This window comes from Streptomyces sp. NBC_00019, from assembly GCF_045041015.1.
Lineage (GTDB): Bacteria > Actinomycetota > Actinomycetes > Streptomycetales > Streptomycetaceae > Streptomyces.
In genome coordinates this window covers 9,790,745-9,810,007 of the sequence record NZ_CP108302.1, presented here as the reverse complement: position 1 = coordinate 9,810,007, position 19,263 = coordinate 9,790,745, and the positions used below count along the sequence as shown (strand labels likewise).

Here is a 19,263-nt window from a genome sequence, read left to right as displayed (position 1 = left end):
GGGATGAGTTTCCGGTTGGCGGCGTATGCCGTGTGCATCCAGGACGGGCGGGTGCTGCTCGCCCGTCACGTGCCGCCGGAGGGCGGGAGTAGCTGGACCCTTCCGGGCGGCAGGGTCGAGCACGGCGAGGATCCGTTCGATGCGGTGATCCGGGAGGTCGCCGAGGAGACTGGATACGCCGCGGTGGTGGATCGCCTGCTGGGAGTGGACTCACGGGTGATCCCCGCGGCCTCCGCGCGTGCGGGAGTCGAGCACCAGAACGTCGGCATCTTCTACCGGGTCCGTATCACGGGCGGCCGGCTACGGCCGGAGCCGAACGGCGAGATCGTCGAGTCGGTCTGGACTCCGTTCGCCGATGTGGCTGCCATGCGCCGGTCATCGCTGGTCGACATCGGCCTCGCCCTGGCCCAGACCCTTCCGGCAAGCGGCCACGTCGCACCTGTCCCGGTCGGCGGCCTGATCCAGTACTGAGCCACGCAGCATCCCGTCAACGGCCCTGCGGGGCACTGCGCCTAGACTTCGCCCATGATCTGTCGTGTGTGGCGCGGCTGGACCACAAAGGCGAACGCCGACGCGTACGAGCGCATCGTCCGGGGGCAGGTCATCCCCGGGATCGAAGCCCGGCACATCCCGGGTTTCCAGTCGATCGACCTGATGCGGCGCGAGCGCGAGAACGACGTCGAATTCGTGACCCTGATGTGGTTCGACAACCTGGCCTCGGTGCAGGCGTTCATGGGCGAGGACTACGAGCAGGCACACGTGCCGGCGGCCGCCCAAGCCGTGCTCTCCGACTTCGACGAGCGGTCAGCCCACTTCGAGGTACTCGACCGCCGCCAGCAGTCAATCTGAGCAAACCTGCGAACCGCTCGGCAAGGCCCGGACCGCGCCTCGGTCAGCGGGACAGCGGCTCGATTCACTTCGGATCGCCTGCCAACGCTCCCACCAGGTGGCGCAGGGAAGGGATTTCGTCCGCCGATCTTGACCCGTCGGCGAATCCAGGCTTAACGTTCCCGCGTTTACGGCTGATTGAAACGTTTCATTACCTGGGGGCGTAACCCATGCAGAAGCCCATCCCGCAGCGCGGCGGGATATCCCGCCGCGCGGTCCTCGCCGCCTCCCTCACCACAGGCGCTGCCACGGCGCTCACCGCGACGGGCGCCATGAACGCCAACGCCGCCGTTCCGCTGACCGGCCATCACCCCCTGTCGGGCGACTGGTTCGCCGCTCCCCCGCGCTCGGTGCGCCCCAAGTTCCGCTGGTGGTGGCCGGACGGACTCGTCGACCCGGTGGAGATCGCCCGCGAGGTCGACCAGATCGCCGACGCCGGCTTCGGCGGCGCCGAAGTCTCCGCCGTACACCACAGCCTCAAGGACAAGTCCGTCCTCGACACCGCACACCACGGCTGGGGCAGCGCTCCCTGGCGTGAAGGCGTCGAGGCCGCCCTGCGCCAAGCCGCCCGCCGCGGCCTGACCGTCGACCTCACGCTCGGTCCCAGCTGGCCTGTCGCCGTACCCGGTGTCACCCCTGACGACGAGTCGGCCGCCCAGGAACTCGCCTACGGACGCGTCTCCGTGACCGGCGGCACCACCTACCAGGGCCCCGTGCCCGAGCCCGTACGTGTGGCCGCCGACGCGGTCACCCGGCGCACCCTGCTCGCCGTCCAGGCGGCCCGCGTCGAGCCTGCCAACGCCACGCGCAAGGAGACCGGCCTCGATCTCGCCAGCGTCCAGGACGTCACCGCCACCGTCGAGGACGGCGCACTGAGCTGGACCGCTCCCGCCGGGGGCGACTGGGTGCTGATCTCCTACTGGCAGCGCGGCACCGCCCAGCAACCCGAGTCGGGCCCGCACTCCGCCCCGGCCGCCTATGTCGTCGACCACTTCAGCCCGACCGGCACCGCCGCCGTCACCGACTTCTGGGACCACTCCGTTCTGACCGGCACGATGCGCCGACTCCTCAAGGCCGCGGGCGGCGCCTTCTTCGAGGACTCCATCGAGCTGGAGACCGACTCCCTCGTGTGGACCTCGGCACTGCCCGAGGCCTTCGAAAAGCGCTGGGGCCGGTCGCTGCTGCCGTACCTGCCGGCACTCGTCCTGGACAAGAGCAACCAGGTCTTCGCCTTCGAGGCGCAGATCACCCGGCAGATCCGGCACGACTTCTGGGAGACGGTCTCCCATCTGTTCAACACGCACCACGTCACCGCCCTGAGGGACTGGGCCCACTCCCTCGGCATGGAGCTGCGAGCTCAGCCCTACGGTCTGCAGACCGACGCCATCGCCTCCGCCGCGCTCCTCGACATCGCGGAGGGAGAGTCACTCGGCTTCAAGAACCTGGACGACTACCGCTGCCTGGCGGGCGGACGGGACATGGCCGGGCACACTGTGCTGTCCTGCGAGTCGGGCGCCTACAACGGCTCGGCGTACAGCACGACTTGGGACCGGTTCCTGCGCACCATGGGCGGTGCGTACGCCGCCGGTGTCAACCAGACGGTGGTGCACGGCTTCTCGTACGCGACCGCCCCCGGCGTGAGCTGGCCCGGCTTCGCCGCCTTCAGCCCCTACAACGGCGCGCCCGGCTACGGCGAGTCGTGGGGTCCCAGACAGCCCACCTGGCGGCACGCCGCAGACATCGCCGGATACCTCGGGCGCGTGCACCAGGTTCTCCAGGCGGGTACGGCGCGAGCCGACGTCGCCGTCTTCCGCCAGACCGGCTACACCGCCACCGGCATCGGCGCGTCCTGGTTCACCGCGACGGGCGTCCCGCTCGGCTGGACCCACCAGTTCCTCAGCGGTCCCCTGCTCGACCTGCCCGCCGCCCGCGTGTCGGATGGCCGCCTGGCGCCCGAAGGCCCCGCGTACAAGGCGCTGTTCGTCGAGGGCGACTTCTTCTACGGTTCCACTCCGATCCTCGCCCTCGCCGACGCCCAGAAGCTGCTGAGCCTGGCCCGGGCCGGACTGCCCATGGTCCTGCTCGGCGCGTTCGACCAGGCGCTGACCCCCGGCGTTCCCGGTGAGAACGAGACGGAGCAACTGCGCGGGGTCCTCGCGAGCCTCCTCGCCCTGCCTCACGTCAAGGCCGGCACCGACAAGAGCGCGGTCGGCGACGCCCTCGCCGCCCTCGGCATCGCCCCCGACGCCCGCTACGCCGCCTCCTCCACGCTCCTCAACGCCCACCGCGTCATCGGCGACACCGACCTGTACTACCTCTGCAACGGCAAGCACGCCGAGACGGTCAAGCCGCCTGTCGCGGCCATCGACCACGACGTCACCCTGCGCCGCACCCGGCGCGGCACGGCCATCCCCTACCTGCTCAACCCATGGACGGGAGAGGCGACCCGCATCGGCCGGTACACCGAGGACGGCGACACCATCACCGTGCGCGTCACCCTGGAACCCGGTCAGGCCACCGTCATCGCCCTTGTCGGGCCCGGCCTGTTCGGGGACCGCAACGGCAACCGGCAGCACGCCGTGGACAGCACCGCCGACCGCGTCCTGTTCACCGACCGCGGCCTGGTCGTGCGCGCCACAAGCGGCGGCACGTACACCACCCGGCTCTCCCACGGTCGTACGGTCACCACCACGCTGCCCGCGGTACCGGGCCCGATGACACTGGACCGCTGGCGGCTCGACGTTCAGGACTGGCGCCCCGGCACCGAGGCGACCGAAACCGACATCGTCCGGCGCAGCCTCACCCTGGACGCCCTGCTGCCCTGGTCGCAGATCCCCGAACTCGCCGACTCCACAGGCATAGGCCGCTACCGCACCACCGTCTCCCTGCCCGCCGACTGGACCTCGGCCCACGGCGCCCACCTCGAACTCGGCACCGTCAGCGACACCTTCCGGGTCACGGTCAACGGCACACGGCTGGCCCCCGCCGACCGGCTCCACCCGGTCATCGACCTCGGCGGACACCTGCGCCCCGGCACCAACGTGATCGAGGTGGAGGTGGCAACGCCCCTCATCAACCGCCTACGCGTCAGCCAGCCCTCCGTCTTCGGCACGGCCACCCGCCAGGCATACGGCCTCTCCGGCCCCGTCCGCCTGGTGCCGTACGCCCAGGCTCCGGTGAGGTGACGGCGTCCGCACGGACGTGAGCGCGGTAGTTGTCACCTTGCACATTCCAGTACATCGGGTCGGCCAGGGAGACGGTCCGGCATCTTCCGCGCGGAAGATGCCGGGCACGGTCAACCACTCGCCGGCCGACAACACCGGTCAGGATTCGAGAAGCGACGGCCGCCGAGGTTCCCTAGCGTGAAGGCATGACCTCAATCGACTGCATCACCCTGGAAGTGGCCGACGTAACGGCCGCCGAGCACTTCTACGCGGACGCCTTCGGCCTGGGCAAGCAGGTGCGGCTGCGGGCCTCCGAGGCACCGACCTCCGGCTTCCGCGGGTTCACGCTCTCGCTCGTCGTGTCCCAGCCGTCGATCGTCGACGGCCTCGTCGGCACCGCACTCGACGCCGGTGCCACCACCCTCAAGCCCGCCAAGAAGTCGTTGTGGGGCTACGGCGGCGTCGTCCAGGCCCCGGACGGAACCATCTGGCAGATCGCAAGCTCCTCGAAGAAGGACTCCGGCCCGGACAGCCGACAGATCGACGAGATCGTTCTGCTCCTGGGCGTCGCGGACATGGCGGCGACCAAGCGGTTCTATGTCGACCGCGGTCTCAAGGTGGCGAAGAGCTTCGGCAGCAAGTACGTCGAGTTCGACTCCTCGTCGAGCCCCGTCAAGCTGTCCTTGTACGGACATCGCGGTCTGGCCAAGGTCGCCGGCGTGTCGCCGGAGGGCACTGGATCGCATCGGATCGCCATCGGCAGCGATGCCGGGCCCTTCACCGACCCGGACGGGTTCGCTTGGGAGCCTGTGGCATGAGGTGCCGAACCCTGGATCGAGCCTCCTTGGGGAGGTCCCAGCCCGAGTTGACGGCGAGGTCGGCTCTGGCTCAGACCGGGTGGCCGGACCGCGGGTGGTGAATCTGCGTTTGCCGGTTGTCAGGGGTTTCTAGGCGGGTCGTCGTTGCACGGCGTCGGCGATGACCGCTGTCACGAGCTTGTTGACGGCTGCCGTGGCCGGCGGGCCGGGGTCGCGGTCTGCGAACAGGAGATGCCCGCCCCCGACCAGGGAGAGGGTGAGTGAGTCGATGTCGGCGTCGGCCGCGATACGGCCCAGTTCGCGCTCGTCGGCCAGATAGGCGCAGATCGCGGACGTGGCCTCGGCGAGGATCGCGATGCCGCCTCCGGGTCTGGCTTGCCGCAGCCGAGCGCGTAGCTCGTCCCGGAAGGTGATGAGCGGGATGATCGCCACCGGAATCGGTCCGAACAGGGTGGTCAGCGCGCTGGTGAGGTTGTCGGCCACCGTGCCGGTGCCGGCGGACGCGCGCAGCGCACTCGCCTGCGTCTCCAACTGCGCGGCCCGGTCGAGCACGAGGTCGGCGAGGAAGGCGTCGAAGTCGGCGAAGTGCCGGTGCAGGACGCCCTTGGCGCAGCCCGCCTCGTCGGTGACGGCCCGGCTGGTCAGCCCGTTCGGCCCGTCCCGCAGGAGCACGCGTTCGGCAGCGTCGAACAGTTGCTGCCGTGCGTCGCGAAGGTGCACCCCAGTTGGCACTCGTCGATCCTCTCGTGCGTCAACCCGCCGACATCCGTTGCCGAGTGGGCACACGCCCACTAAGGTGGGCGCATGCCCACCTTACCGCGAGAGCAACCGGAACCCTCCCCGGCACAGCCCCATCAGGCCCGGCGCATGGCCGAGTCGTTCGGCGCGGACGCGCGACGCTACGACCAAGCCCGGCCCGGCTACCCCGACGCACTGGTGACGCGGATCATCGCCTCGACCCCCGGCCCTGACGTACTCGACGTCGGCTGCGGCACCGGCATCGCAGCCCGCCAGTTCCAGGCCGCCGGCTGCACCGTGCTCGGCGTCGAACCCGATGCGCGTATGGCCGACTTCGCACGAGCCCGTGGCCTGCAGGTCGAGGTGGGGGCCTTCGAAGGCTGGCAGTCGGGCGACCGGACGTTCGACGCGGTCATCGCTGCCCAGTCGTGGCACTGGGTGGATCCGGTCGCCGGACCCATGAAGGCAGCACATGTGCTGCGTCCTGGGGGACGACTGGCGATCTTCGGGCACGTGTACGAGCCGCCGGCCGAGGTGGCCGAGCCGTTCGCCGCCGCCTACCGACGCGCGGCGCCCGACTCCCCGCTCAACGTCCAACAGGCCCGACGTCCGCTCGACCTCTACCAGGCGGCGTACGCGAACTTCGCCGACAAGATCCGCGAGACCGGACAGTTCAACGATCCCGAACAGTGGCGATTCGACTGGGAGCAGTCCTACACACGCGACCAATGGCTGGACCTGCTCCCCACCACCGGCGGCCTCACCCAGCTCCCTCCCGATCAACTGGCCGAGGTACTGAACGCGGTCGGGGACGCCATCGACTCCCTCGGCGGACGCTTCACGATGAACTACACCACCCTGGCAACGACCGCCGTACGCGCCGCTACCTCATGAATCCATCGGCCAGACCGCGCGCAGGCCCAGCAATCCCTGAGCCGCACTCTCCGTTCACAAACCTCGGGCGGAATTGCGGGGAAATTCGTTGCGCAGCCTCCAGATGTCCTTCCACTGCCGGGAGTGAGCGGCCGCCAGCAGCGGGTCGGGCGCGTCGGCCTGCTCCACCGCGAGGCTGACACCGCACTGTCCGCAGAGTTGATAGATCGAGTGGTAGCCGTCGTGCCAGGCGCTGGTGTTGTCCCGGTTTCCGCAGACACGGCACGTCAGCGCCAGAGCTTGGTCGGGCGGGACCGACGAACGCAGCACCCGCTCGACGACCACAGGCAACGGCTCGTCCGGATGGATCGTCGGCTCGGGGCAGTAGGCGATCCTCCCCCACCCACGTTGCCAGCCTCGCCATGCCCCATCTGACGCCATGTGCCGCGAGCCACGTGCCTTCTCCGCGCGACGGCGAATGACATAGGCGCGTTCGTCAGCGAGCCACAGCTGCCGGGCATCCTGCAGCTCCTCGACAGCGCGTAGGAGCGAGCCCGGGTCCTTTTCCGGGTCCCTGGGGATCCCCGCGCTGCGGCAGAGGTGGTGATAGGTGGCTCGGAAGCCGTAGGGCGCGAAGGAGACGAGGCAGGACCGCAGATTCGCGTGGCGGGCACGCGCGGGCAAGCGCTCGTCGTAGACCCGTCTGCGGTGCGTGTTGAAGCTGCTCATCCCAGGACGTTATGGCCTGCCGGACATGGGTAGCACGTCAGTTTGACAGCGACTCGCGCGGCCCGCCGGATCAGGGTGCGCCCGCCGCACCGCTTCGACGGGCACGGTCTCGGTGGTGGGAGTCGGCGGTCCGGGGTGGTTCCGGCCGCCGACTCCCCTCTGGGTCGCGCAAGGCCGTCAGTTGTTCGCGACGAGGTCCTTGAGCGCGATGTTGAGTTCGAGGACGTTCACCCGGGGTTCGCCGATGAAGCCGAGTGTGCGTCCCTCGGTGTGGTCGTCGACCAGCTTCTGCACCTGGGCGACGGTCAGGCCGTTCCTCTCGGCGATGCGGTGGACCTGGAGGTCGGCGTAGGCCGGGGAGATGTCCGGGTCCAGGCCGGAGCCGGAGGAGGTGACCGCGTCGGCGGGCACCTCGGACGCGATGACCTTGTAGCCGGCGGTCGAGTTGTCCTTGACGACGGCGGCCTTGGCGGCCTTGACCCACGCGATCAGTTCGGTGTTGTCACCGGAGCGGTTGGTGGCACCGGACAGGATCAGCGAGTACTGCGTGTTGACGCTGTTCGTGCCCAGGCCGTTCTGCGGACGCCCCTGGAACCACTTCAGGTCGGGCGACGCGGTCTCCTCACCCTTCTTCAGCGGCAGGTCGTACGACTGCCCGATCAGGGAGGAGCCGACGACCTTGCCGTCCGCCTTGACCTCGGAGCCGTTCGCCTTGCTGGTGAAGAGCGCCTGGGCGACACCCGTGACGACCAGCGGGTAGATGACGCCGGTCACCAGGGTCAGCACGAGGAGGGCGCGCAGGCCGGCCCCGAGCAACCGGAGGGTGTTCGTAACGGAGTTGTTCATGGCAATCAGCCGATCCCGGGGATCAGAGAGATGAGCAGGTCGATGAGCTTGATACCGATGAAGGGGGCGATCAGTCCGCCGAGGCCGTAGATCGTGAGGTTGCGGCGCAGCATCTTGTCCGCGCTCACCGGGCGGTACTGCACACCTCGCAGGGCGAGCGGCACCAGCGCGATGATGATGATCGCGTTGAAGATGACGGCGGACAGGATCGCGGAGTCCGGCGAGGACAGGCCCATGATGTTGAGCTTGTCCAGGCCCGGGTAGACCGCCGCGAACAGTGCCGGGATGATCGCGAAGTACTTCGCGACGTCGTTGGCGATGGAGAACGTGGTCAACGCGCCCCGGGTGATGAGGAGTTGCTTGCCGATCTCGACGATCTCGATGAGCTTGGTCGGGTTCGAGTCGAGGTCGACCATGTTGCCGGCCTCCTTGGCGGCCGACGTACCGGTGTTCATCGCGACACCGACGTCCGCCTGGGCCAGCGCGGGCGCGTCGTTGGTCCCGTCACCGGTCATCGCGACGAGCTTGCCGCCGGCCTGCTCCCGCTTGATGAGGGCCATCTTGTCCTCGGGGGTGGCCTCCGCGAGGAAGTCGTCGACGCCCGCCTCCTCGGCGATCGCCTTGGCGGTCAGCGGGTTGTCGCCCGTGATCATGACGGTCTTGATGCCCATGCGACGCAGCTCGTCGAACCGCTCCCGCATGCCCGCCTTGACGACGTCCTTGAGGTGGATGACGCCCAACACCCGGGCACCTTCCGTGTCTTCCACGGCCACGAGCAGCGGGGTGCCGCCGGCCTCGGAGATGTGGTTGGAGAGGGTGTCGGCGTCGTCGGAGACCGTGCCGCCCTGCTCCTTGACCCAGGTGATGACCGACCCGGCCGCACCCTTGCGGATCTTCCTGCCGTCGACGTCCACACCCGACATGCGGGTCTGGGCGGTGAAGGCGATCCAGTCGGCACCGGCCAGCTCGCCCTGGTGGCGCTCGCGCAGTCCGTACTTCTCCTTCGCCAGTACGACGATGGAGCGGCCCTCGGGCGTCTCGTCGGCCAGCGAGGAGAGCTGGGCGGCGTCGGCGACCTCGGCCTCGGTGGTGCCGGTGACCGGCACGAACTCGGACGCCTGGCGGTTGCCGAGCGTGATGGTGCCGGTCTTGTCGAGCAGCAGGGTGGAGACGTCACCGGCGGCCTCAACTGCCCGGCCGGACATGGCGAGTACGTTGCGCTGCACCAGTCGGTCCATGCCGGCGATGCCGATCGCGGAGAGCAGGGCGCCGATGGTGGTCGGGATCAGACAGACCAGGAGGGCCACCAGGACGACCATGGTCAGGTGGGTGCCCGCGTAGTCGGCGAACGGCGGCAGGGTGGCCACCGCGAGCAGGAAAACGATCGTCAAAGACGCGAGCAGGATGTTGAGCGCGATCTCGTTCGGCGTCTTCTGGCGCGCGGCGCCCTCGACGAGGTTGATCATGCGGTCGATGAAGGTCTCGCCCGGCTTCGTCGTGATCTTGATGACGATGCGGTCGGAGAGGACCTTCGTCCCGCCGGTCACCGCGCTCCGGTCTCCGCCCGACTCTCGGATGACCGGAGCCGACTCACCGGTGATGGCCGACTCGTCGACCGACGCGACGCCCTCGACGACGTCACCGTCGCCGGGGATGATGTCGCCGGCCTCGCAGACGACCAGGTCGCCCACGCGCAGCTCGGTGCCGGGGACCTGCTCTTCCACGGAGCCGTGGAGCCGACGTGCGACGCTGTCGGTCTTCGCCTTGCGCAGGGTGTCCGCCTGCGCCTTGCCCCGGCCCTCGGCGACCGCCTCCGCGAGGTTCGCGAAGATGACCGTGAGCCACAGCCAGCCGCTGATCGCCCAGCCGAACCAGTCGCCCGGGTCCTTGAAGGAGAAGAGCGTCGTCAGCACCGAGCCGACGAGGACCACGAACATCACCGGGGACTTCACCATCACCCGCGGATCGAGCTTGCGGAAGGCGTCGGGCAGCGACTTCAGCAGCTGCTTGGGGTCGAAGAGACCCGCGCCGACACGCCCTTCGGCGGCCTTGTTCCCGGTGGGTACGTCGCTGTGCGGCGCCCGGGTCGGGGTGGCTGTGGACATGGAGTCCTCTTGATTCGTTACGTCGGTGGTCATGACGCCAGCCCCTCGGCCAGCGGCCCCAGCGCGAGGGCCGGGAAGTAGGTCAGACCGGTGATGATCAGGATCGCGCCCACCAGCAGACCGGTGAACAGCGGCTTCTCGGTGCGCAGGGTGCCCGCGGTGGCCGGCACCGGCTTCTGCTCGGCGAGCGAGCCGGCCAGCGCGAGCACGAACACCATCGGCAGGAAGCGGCCGAACAGCATGCACAGGCCGAGCGTGCTGTTGAACCACTGTGTGCCCGCGTTCAGGCCGGCGAAGGCCGAGCCGTTGTTGTTCGAGGCGGACGTGTAGGCGTACAGGATCTCGGAGAACCCGTGCGCCCCGCTGTTGGTCATCGAGTCGCCCGGCGTGGGCAGTGCCATCGCGGCGGCGGTGAAGACGAGCACCAGCGCCGGGGTGATGAGGATGTAGCAGGCCGCCAGCTTGATCTCGCGGGTGCCGATCTTCTTGCCCAGGTACTCGGGCGTACGGCCGACCATCAGCCCGGCGATGAACACCGCGATGATCGCCATGATCAGCATGCCGTACAGACCGGAACCGGTACCGCCGGGCGCGATCTCGCCCAGCATCATGCCGAGCATCGTGATGCCGCCGCCCAGCCCGGTGAAGGAGGAGTGGAAGGAGTCCACCGCACCGGTCGAGGTGAGCGTGGTCGCCGTGGCGAAGACCGACGAGCCGCCGACGCCGAAGCGGACCTCCTTGCCCTCGTACGCCCCGCCGGCGATGTCGAACGCCGGACCGTGGTGGGCGAACTCGGTCCACATCATCAGGGCGGTGAAGCCGATCCAGATGGTGACCATGGTGGCGAGGATCGCGTAGCCCTGCTTGACCGAGCCGACCATGAGGCCGAAGGTGCGGGTCAGCGCGAACGGGATGGCGAGGATCAGGAAGATCTCGAAGAGGTTCGTGAACGGGGTGGGGTTCTCGAAGGGATGGGCACTGTTGGCGTTGAAGTAGCCGCCGCCGTTGGTGCCGATCTCCTTGATGGCCTCCTGCGAGGCGACCGCGCCGCCGTTCCACTGCTGCGAGCCGCCCATGCCGTGCCCATTGAAGAATTGGCCGACCTCATGGATACCGGAGAAGTTCTGGATGACCCCGCAGGCGACCAGCACGATCGCGGCGAGGACGGAGAACGGCACCAGGATGCGGATGACACCGCGGACCAGGTCGGACCAGAAGTTGCCGAGCTCACCGGTGCGCGAGCGGGCGAAGCCGCGTACGAGCGCCACCGCGACGGCGATGCCGACCGCCGCGGAGACGAAGTTCTGCACGGCCAGACCGGCGGTCTGCACGACGTGGCCCATGGTCTGCTCGCCGTAGTACGACTGCCAGTTGGTGTTCGTGACGAACGAGACCGCCGTGTTGAACGCCTGGTCCGGGTCGATCGAGGCGAAGCCCAGCGAGCCGGGCAGGACGCCCTGGAGGCGCTGGAGCAGGTAGAGGAACAGGACGCTCACGGCAGAGAAGGCGAGCACTCCGCGTAGGTAGGCGGGCCAGCGCATCTCGGTGTTCGGGTCGGCACCGATACCCTTGTAGATCCACTTCTCGACCCGCCAGTGCCGGTCGGACGTGTAGACCTTGGCCATGTAGTTGCCGAGCGGGATGTGGACGAGCGCCAGCGCGCCTATGAGGGCGAACAGTTGCAGGACGCCGGCGAGTACGGGACCCATCTGTGTCTCAGAACCTCTCCGGGAAGATCAGGGCGAGGACGAGATAGCCCAGCAGGGAGACGGCCACGACGAGGCCGACGATGTTCTCGGCGGTCACAGCTTCGTCACCCCCTTGGCGACGAGAGCCACCAGCGCGAGACCCGCGATCGTGACGATGACGAAGGCCAGATCGGCCATCGCGAACTCCTGGAGTGAGGTTCGTTGGAAAGGGACAGCTAGAGGAAAGCGCCCCTTTGGCCGGATCGGGCGTCCGTTGACGGCTCCCTTACGGCGGTGCCCACGGCTTTGACGGAACTCTTACGGCCGTGATCGGTACCGGGCTGCCGGTCGATGGACCGTCTCGGGATGAGCGCCGAGGGCTGCGTGGGTGGCGGCACGCGACAACGCCGGGTGGCTCAGGACGTCGGTGCTGTCGACGAACTGTGCGCGTCGGCGCGGCCGAGGATCCGCTCGGTGCTGGACGCGGGCAGCGCGACGACTCCGTCGGTGTCCCCGACCACGAGGTCACCGGTGTGGACCATGATGCCTCCGACCGTGACGGGCTGTCCGAGCACGCCGCGGAAGTCCTTGCGGGTGCCGAGGATCGCGTTGTTGCGCGAGAAGACCGGGAAGCCGAGCCGTTCGGTCTCCGCCGCGTCACGGACGCCGCCGTCGATCAGCAGGCCCACGATCCCCCGCTGCTGGGCTGCCACCGTGACGATCTCGCCCCAGTGGCCGTAGCGTGCGCCGCCGAGGTCGGCGACCAGGACGGATCCGGGCGGGGCCTGCAGTACGGCGTGGTGCAGGGCGAGGTTGTCGCCGCCGGCCCCCTGCACGGTGAACGCGGGGCCGCAGAGCCGGGCACCGGCCCACAGCGAGCGGAGCTCGGGGGAAAGCGCGACGGTGAGCCGGGATGCCTCCGACAGGGTCGCGCTGGAGTGTCCGCGAGCGAGGTCGTCGGTGCTCACAAGCAGCTTGAGCTGCAGCTCGGCTGTGAATTGCTGCGCCGCACGCAGCGGTCGGTCGCCCTCAGTCCCGCCGGAGCCGTGTTCCTGGACCGCTGCCGGGCACTGATCCGGCACGCCGAGGAAGCGGAGATCGCCGCCCGGCAAGCGGTCACCGGACGCGGCGGACGGCTGAGCCTGGGCGCCGTCGCCTCGGCCTTCTCCTGGCCCCTGCCCGTCGTTCTGGAGCGCTTCCACGAGGCCCTGCCGGACGTCGAGATCCGCACTCAGGAGATCGACACCCACGAGGCCGCGTCCGGGCTGCTCAACCGGTCACTCGACTGGGCGATCGTGCACCAGACCGCCCCGGTCCGCGGCACCACGGCGACCTCGCTGTTCGTCGACCGTTTCGTCGCCGTCCTGCCTGTCGACCATCCGGCCGCCACGGCCACCGGCCCGCTGGACCTGGCGGACCTCGCGGGCAGCCCGTGGGTCTGGCTGCACCGCCACATCTCCCCCGACTACCACGACGCCATGGCGGCCATGTGCCGAGCCGCAGGCTTCAGTCCCGTCCCCGCCCACTGGGCACGGTCGGTGACCTCACAGATCGCCATGGTCGAGTGCGGCCTGGGCGTGACCGTCGTACCCGCCGCGGCGTCGGCACCCCGCCCCGCCGTCCGTTTCCGACGCCTACGTCACGTGACGGCCACCATCGAGCTCACCGCGATGACCCGATCCGACCCCGGCGCCTTGGCCGAACACCTCACCGCCATCGCGAAGCAACTCACCGCGACGCAGGCACCGTCTCCACACTGACCGCCTCGGGCCTCTGGCCACGTTGAGACGAGGAAACCCGGCCCCCTGGCTACCTCGCCAGGGGCCGGGTCATCCCTTGCAGCGCGCAGTGCACGGACAGCGAGCCCGCAACGCAACCGAGCGCCAAAAAAATGGGCACGCCCCCCGCTCCCCCGCCACCGAGCACGAAACCGGACCAGCCCAAAACACAGGCGTGTCCGGTTCCGATGGTGGCGATCGAGCGGCAAGTCCCTTCAGGAGGGGGCGCCCTGCCGGGCGTCATCTGCCGAGCCCTGCGGCCTCTCGGCCGGCAGAACTGGCAGATCCTCCCGCGCGGCTCGGCGCGGCACTCAGTACTGCTCGGTCTCCACGAAGCCCGCGTCCGCGTCGTCGTCCGCGCCGAAGGCGGCGGCGGTCGGGTCGAATCCGGGCGGGCTGTCCTTCAGGCCCAGGCCCAGGCCGGCCAGCTTCGCCTTGACCTCGTCGATGGACTTCGCACCGAAGTTGCGAATGTCGAGGAGGTCCGCCTCCGAGCGCGCCAGGAGCTCGCCCACGGAGTGGACGCCCTCACGCTTGAGGCAGTTGTACGACCGAACGGTGAGCTCCAGCTCCTCGATCGGCAGGGCGAGATCAGCGGCAAGGGCGGCGTCCGTGGGGGACGGGCCCATGTCGATGCCCTCGGCGTCGATGTTCAGCTCGCGGGCGAGACCGAACAGCTCGACCAGCGTCTTACCGGCAGAGGCCATGGCGTCACGCGGACGCATCGCCTGCTTGGTCTCGACGTCGACGATCAGCTTGTCGAAGTCGGTCCGCTGCTCGACACGCGTGGCCTCGACCTTGTACGTGACCTTGAGCACCGGGGAGTAGATGGAGTCGACCGGAATACGGCCGATCTCCTGGCCCACCTGCTTGTTCTGCACGGCGGAGACATAACCACGGCCACGCTCGACCGTGAGCTCCATCTCCAGCTTGCCCTTGCCGTTCAGCGTGGCCAGGACCAGGTCGGGGTTGTGCACCTCGACACCGGCCGGGGGCGCGATGTCGGCGGCGGTGACCAGACCCGGGCCCTGCTTGCGCAGGTACATCACGACCGGCTCGTCGTGCTCCGAGGAGACGACCAGCTGCTTGATGTTGAGGATCAGGTCGGTGACGTCCTCCTTGACGCCCGGCACGGTGGTGAACTCGTGCAGGACGCCATCGACGCGGATGCTGGTGACAGCAGCGCCGGGGATCGACGACAGCAGGGTGCGGCGGAGGGAGTTGCCGAGGGTGTAGCCGAAGCCCGGCTCCAGCGGCTCGATCACGAACCGGGAGCGGAACTCGTCGACGACCTCTTCGGTCAGAGACGGACGCTGAGCAATGAGCACGAGGTGTGTCCTCCAGTATTTGACGCCCGCTATGTGACGCCGTAGACCCTCGAAGGGTACGGGCGATACGGCCGTCGAAGACACCGAACCTGCCGACTCCGCCTGTCTACCAGCCAGTCGGCGGCCCTGATCCACCTGGCGTGGAGCCCGGCCATCAGCTGCTTCTGCCCCGAAGAGTCAACGCGAAGCCGGATCTTATGCAGCTAGAACGGGTTAGTCCGTCTCGTGTGTCGAGTGACGAGAGGAGGTCGTCTGTTTAGTTCATCACACCGTCCGGGAGTGCCGCCGACATCGGGTGGTGCACCACGAGGGCGCACCACCGGATGGCAGGTGACGACGCGGTGCGATGCACCGCCTCGCCCGTGGATCAGTGGATCAGGGGAACGAGGTCACCTTCGACGGCACGGTGTCCGTCCCCGAGGTCGGGGCGCCGGTGTCGTTGATGACATGGGCGTACTGGCCCTTGCCTCCCAGGGAGATCACCTGCAGGTTGTGCATCTTGACGCCTGCCTTGACCGGGACCTGGAAGCCGTGGTGCTGCACGATCGAGGGATCGGAGGTGTAGTTGCAGTAGCTGCCCAGGCCCCACGCTTCGTGCACGGCCACCGTGTCGGCGACCTTGTAGGACGCCCAGCCGACCATGCCGTCGTGTGTGATGGCGGCGGCGTTGGGGGCGTCGTACGCCTTCTCGTTCTGGAAGAAGATCGTGCGCCCCCGCTCACCGCTCCATACGACGTCGTACTTGTTGAAGTGCTCCACGAACAGGCCGGTGGCCAGGACGTCGTCGCCGTTGACGCGCAGTCCGTAGTCGGCCCGGTTGGTCTCCCAGCCGACGCCTTCGCCATGGTCGGCTCGCCATATCCAGGTGTGGTCGATGACGACGTCGTCGCTGTTGACCACGACGGAGTCCGTCGCCAGGCCGGGGCCGGCGCCGCCGATGCGGATGAACACGTCCTGCATGGTGGTCGGGTTGGCGGAGTGGTCCGCGCCCGCTCCGGCGGGGCCGATCTGGAGCAGGGTGTCGGATCGGGTGGCGCCGGCGTCGATGAGGAAGCCGGCCAGCCGTACGCCGTCGACGTCCGCGACGTGCAGGGCGTCGATGCCGCCGTCGGGCACGATGGTCGCCAGGCCGAGCCCGAGCACCACGGTGTCGGCGCGGGTGACGTCGATCGTCTGGTCGAGGTGGTAGACGCCGGGCGTGAACAGCAGGTTCAGTCCCTGGGCCAGTGCGGTGTTGATGGTGGCGGCCGTCGCGCCGGGCTTGACGACGTAGAACTGGCTGAGCGGCAGCGAGGTCCCGGCGTTGGCGGGCCAGGACACACCGCGGGCGTTGGTGCGCTTGGCGGGGACGAAGACCTTGTAGTCGTTGCCGTCGAGGTACAGGAACGGCTTCTCGCGGGAGATCGGGGTGGTGTCCAGCGTGGTGTACGGCCCGGTGTCGAAGTTGGTCGCCGGGGCGCCCTGGACGCCGGTGAACGTCATGTTCCACACGCCGTTGGTCCAGCCGCCCACGGAGCTGTCCCGGGTGTACCACTGCTGCTGGGAGTACGGGCCGACCGTGCCGTCGATCTTGGAGTCGGCGATGTAGCCGCCGGAGGCCCATCCGTAGCCGTTGGGGGCGAGGTTGAGACCGCCCTTGACGTGGATGCGGCGGAACGGCGCGGCCTGGGCGACGGCCCAGCGGTCGGTGCCGTTGGACGGCGTGATCGCGAGGTTCTCCGCCGAACGCCAGAAGTTCTGTGTGGCGTTGCCGTTGAACCAGCCCGCGTCCACGGTGATGTCGCCGTTGATCTGGGTGTCGTCGGGGTTGATTCCGAGGCCGGAGACGGAGGTGTAGAAGCCGAGTTGGGCGTTGATGCCGTTGTAGGTGCCCGGCTTGAGCAGGAACTGGTAGCGCCCGGAGCCGAACTGGGCGGACTCCTGCTGGGCGAAGACCTGGTCGAACTTCTGCTGGAGGTTCGGCGTGGAGGGGTCGACGACGATCACGTTCGGGCCGAGGTCACCGCCGCCTTCGACCGGGCCTCCGGGGCCGCCGGACGTCGTATGGACGGCGACCTCCCACAGCGAGTATCCGTAGACCGTCCCGCGAGCCGTCCCCAGGACACGGACGTAGCGGCCCGTGCCGCTCACGTCGTAGGAGGCGCGGCCGCCGGTGGCGCCGGTGGCGCTCTTGAGGGTGTTCCAGTTCTGGCCGTCGGCGGAGGCCTGGAGCTGGAAGTCCTTGCCGTACGCGGCTTCCCAGTTCAGGTCGATCTTGCAGATGTCCTGGGAGGAGCCCAGGTCGACACGCAGCCACTGCGGGTCCGAGGCCTGGCTGGACCAGCGGGTGGAGTCGTTGCCGTCGACCGCGGCGGAGGCGGGGGTGCCGGCGTTCTCCGTCGAGGACGCCGAAGCGGTTCTGCCCTGCGCCGAGTCGGCGGTCGAGCAGGTGCCCGGCTGAGATGTCCCGGCGGTGCCGAACACCTGGAGCTCCCAGACGGAGTAGCCCCATTGCGTCGCCCGGTGGACGCCCTGCAGACGTACGTACCGGCCCTGGCCGGAGACGGTGAGCGTGTCGGTGCCGCCGTCCGAGCCGGTGACCGTGTGCAGGTCGGTCCAGGTGCTGCCGTCGGACGAGGACTGGATCTTGTAGTCCTTGCCGTAGGCCGTCTCCCAGTTGACGACGACCTGGCTGATCGTGGCGCCGGTTCCGAGGTCGACCTGGATCCACTGGTCGTCGGTGGCGGCCGAGGACCACCGGGTGCCGGCGTCGCCGTCGACCGCGTAGGGCGCGGGGGTGCCCGCGTTCTCGTTGGAGGACGCCGTCGCCGTTCTGCCCTGGGACAGGTTGGCGTCGGCGGCCGCGGCCACCGGTGGCTGGATGGTGGGCAGGGTGATCAGCGCTGCCGTGGCGGCGAGCGCGACACCCAAGGATCTGAGTCTCATGGAGGTCCCTGCGGGTGCGTCGGGAAAGGACATGAGGGCGCGCCGACAGCGGGCATGGCTGCATACCAACGCCACTGCCTCGACGCTTAGTTCACGTCTTGATTTAACTGATGAGTTCCAAGTCTCGGCAAGCCTTCGAAAGTTGAAATCTTTCCGGGCCCATCTGCGCCGCATCCCTTGACAGGTTGACGACACGCCCTGAACCGGAGTGGGCTCGATCGGGTGCCACACCGGCGTCGGCCCCGGCACCCGATTCCTCGCGCACGGCTATGGGAAGTTTTGGGGTGCATCGTTACCCTCCGCCCATGATTCCCACGGCGGTCTGGGGCACGGGCAACGTTCGGACGCGCCGCCATTCGGGCCGTCGCGGCGCACCCGGAACTCAGCCTTGTGGCCGTGCTGGTGTCCAACCCCGCCAAGGTCGGCAAGGACGCGGGCGAGCTCAGCGGACTCGGCCGGCGCCTCGGGGTGGCGGCAACGGACGATGTGGCCGCGGCACTCTCCCCAGCCCCTCGCGCCGTCGTGTACGCGGCCTCCGGTGACGTGCGCCCGGACGGCGCGATCGAGGACATCAGCCGTGCGCTGCGCGCGGGTGCGGTGGTGGTCACGCCGTCCCTCTACGGCATGTACGACTGCACGCACGCGCCTGCCGAGATTCGCGACGTGTTGCTGGAGTCCATCGAGGCCGGGGGCGGCTCACTGTTCGTGTCGGGGGTGGACCCGGGATGGGCCAACGACGTGCTCCCGCTGCTCGTGAGCGGGCTGGGGTCCGCCATCGATGCCGTCCGCTGCCAGGAGATCTTCGACTACTCGACCTACGACCAGGAGGAAGCCGTCCGCGACCTGATCGGTATGGGGCACCCCCTGGACTACCAGCCGCTGATGCTCGCCGAGGGCATTCCGACGACGATCTGGGGCGGACAGCTGCGCATGATGGCCCGGGCCCTGGGCGCCGAACTGGACGGCATCGAGGAGACCTTGGAACGCCGTCCCCTCGACACGTCCGTCGTCACCGACGCGATGGGCGAGTTCTCGGCCGGCACTCAGGGAGCGGTGCGCCTCGAGGTGCAGGGCATGGTGGCGGGCGAACCCCGCATTGTCATCGAGCACGTCACCCGCATCCATGCCACCTGTGCCCCGGACTGGCCGGCGCCACCCGACGGCAGGGCGGGCGCGCACCGCGTGATCATCGAAGGCCGTCCCCTCATCGAGGTCACGGTCGAAGCCACGGACGAGGGAGACAACAGGGCCGCCGGCGGCAATGCGACGGCGGCCGGCCGTCTGGTGAACGCCATCGACTGGCTCGTCGAGGCCGCACCCGGCCTCTTCGACGCGCTCGACGTCCCGCTGCGCCCCGCGGTGGGCAGACTGGGAAAGAAGTGA

General features: G+C 69.0%; 15 protein-coding genes and 1 pseudogene. 7 read left to right on the top strand and 9 right to left on the bottom strand.

All coding sequences use genetic code 11. The features are described 5' to 3' along the window. Positions 1 to 3 precede the first annotated feature (3 nt). From OHU89_RS45535 to OHU89_RS45520, 4 genes are all read left to right on the top strand, one after another. Complete coding sequence (locus OHU89_RS45535) at positions 4 to 471, top strand: NUDIX hydrolase (protein WP_405651745.1); 468 nt, start codon at positions 4 to 6, stop codon at positions 469 to 471. Positions 472 to 525: 54 nt separating this feature from the next. Then, positions 526 to 849 (top strand): antibiotic biosynthesis monooxygenase, encoded by a 324-nt coding sequence (locus OHU89_RS45530; protein ID WP_405651743.1) that lies wholly within the window; start codon positions 526 to 528, stop codon positions 847 to 849. A 209-nt stretch (positions 850 to 1,058) separates the two neighbouring features. Next, a complete protein-coding gene (locus tag OHU89_RS45525; protein WP_405651740.1) occupies positions 1,059 to 4,073 on the top strand; it encodes a glycosyl hydrolase in 3,015 nt (1,004 codons plus the stop codon). 185 nt (positions 4,074 to 4,258) lie between these two features. Continuing rightward, positions 4,259 to 4,870: a glyoxalase gene (locus OHU89_RS45520; RefSeq protein ID WP_405651738.1), complete on the top strand. Its 612-nt coding sequence runs from the start codon at positions 4,259 to 4,261 to the stop codon at positions 4,868 to 4,870. Between the two features lie 129 nt (positions 4,871 to 4,999). Here the strand turns inward: OHU89_RS45520 and OHU89_RS45515 are convergent, their stop codons facing one another. Then, positions 5,000 to 5,602, bottom strand: a complete 603-nt coding sequence (locus OHU89_RS45515; protein WP_405651736.1) for a TetR/AcrR family transcriptional regulator — start codon at positions 5,600 to 5,602, stop codon at positions 5,000 to 5,002. 72 nt (positions 5,603 to 5,674) lie between these two features. On the opposite strand from OHU89_RS45515, the gene OHU89_RS45510 reads away from it, so the two are divergent. Next, complete coding sequence (locus OHU89_RS45510; RefSeq protein ID WP_405651733.1) at positions 5,675 to 6,502, top strand: class I SAM-dependent methyltransferase; 828 nt, start codon at positions 5,675 to 5,677, stop codon at positions 6,500 to 6,502. A 54-nt stretch (positions 6,503 to 6,556) separates the two neighbouring features. On the opposite strand, the gene OHU89_RS45505 is transcribed toward OHU89_RS45510, so the two are convergent. The 6 genes from OHU89_RS45505 to OHU89_RS45480 all read right to left on the bottom strand — a co-directional run bounded on the left by OHU89_RS45505 (position 6,557) and on the right by OHU89_RS45480 (position 12,817). Continuing rightward, positions 6,557 to 7,210 (bottom strand): hypothetical protein, encoded by a 654-nt coding sequence (locus OHU89_RS45505; RefSeq protein ID WP_405651731.1) that lies wholly within the window; start codon positions 7,208 to 7,210, stop codon positions 6,557 to 6,559. A 177-nt stretch (positions 7,211 to 7,387) separates the two neighbouring features. Further along, positions 7,388 to 8,056, bottom strand: coding sequence for a potassium-transporting ATPase subunit C (locus tag OHU89_RS45500; protein WP_405651729.1), 669 nt, complete (start codon positions 8,054 to 8,056; stop codon positions 7,388 to 7,390). A gap of 5 nt (positions 8,057 to 8,061) precedes the next feature. Further along, positions 8,062 to 10,194 (bottom strand): potassium-transporting ATPase subunit KdpB, encoded by a 2,133-nt coding sequence (gene kdpB, locus OHU89_RS45495; RefSeq protein WP_405651727.1) that lies wholly within the window; start codon positions 10,192 to 10,194, stop codon positions 8,062 to 8,064. Further along, complete coding sequence (gene kdpA / locus OHU89_RS45490) at positions 10,191 to 11,870, bottom strand: potassium-transporting ATPase subunit KdpA (protein WP_405651724.1); 1,680 nt, start codon at positions 11,868 to 11,870, stop codon at positions 10,191 to 10,193. The genes kdpB and kdpA overlap by 4 nt, the downstream gene beginning before the upstream one ends. 7 nt (positions 11,871 to 11,877) lie before the next feature. Then, entirely contained in the window at positions 11,878 to 11,967 is a 90-nt protein-coding gene (kdpF, locus tag OHU89_RS45485; RefSeq protein WP_037722934.1) for a K(+)-transporting ATPase subunit F, read from the bottom strand. A 298-nt stretch (positions 11,968 to 12,265) separates the two neighbouring features. Further along, positions 12,266 to 12,817 carry an RraA family protein gene (locus OHU89_RS45480; protein WP_405651721.1) on the bottom strand — a complete coding sequence of 184 codons (552 nt, stop codon included), beginning with the start codon at positions 12,815 to 12,817 and terminating at the stop codon, positions 12,266 to 12,268. Here OHU89_RS45480 and OHU89_RS45475 point away from each other — a divergent pair. Further along, complete coding sequence (locus OHU89_RS45475; RefSeq protein WP_405651718.1) at positions 12,788 to 13,609, top strand: LysR substrate-binding domain-containing protein; 822 nt, start codon at positions 12,788 to 12,790, stop codon at positions 13,607 to 13,609. The two genes, OHU89_RS45480 and OHU89_RS45475, sit on opposite strands and share 30 nt — an antisense overlap. Before the next feature lie 329 nt (positions 13,610 to 13,938). Here OHU89_RS45475 and OHU89_RS45470 read toward each other — a convergent pair whose 3' ends face one another. Then, positions 13,939 to 14,955: a DNA-directed RNA polymerase subunit alpha gene (locus OHU89_RS45470; RefSeq protein ID WP_266818958.1), complete on the bottom strand. Its 1,017-nt coding sequence runs from the start codon at positions 14,953 to 14,955 to the stop codon at positions 13,939 to 13,941. A gap of 375 nt (positions 14,956 to 15,330) precedes the next feature. Beyond that, positions 15,331 to 17,880, bottom strand: coding sequence for a discoidin domain-containing protein (locus OHU89_RS45465; protein WP_405651716.1), 2,550 nt, complete (start codon positions 17,878 to 17,880; stop codon positions 15,331 to 15,333). 305 nt (positions 17,881 to 18,185) lie between these two features. Here OHU89_RS45465 and OHU89_RS45460 point away from each other — a divergent pair. Further along, a pseudogene (locus OHU89_RS45460) lies at positions 18,186 to 19,263 on the top strand (dihydrodipicolinate reductase).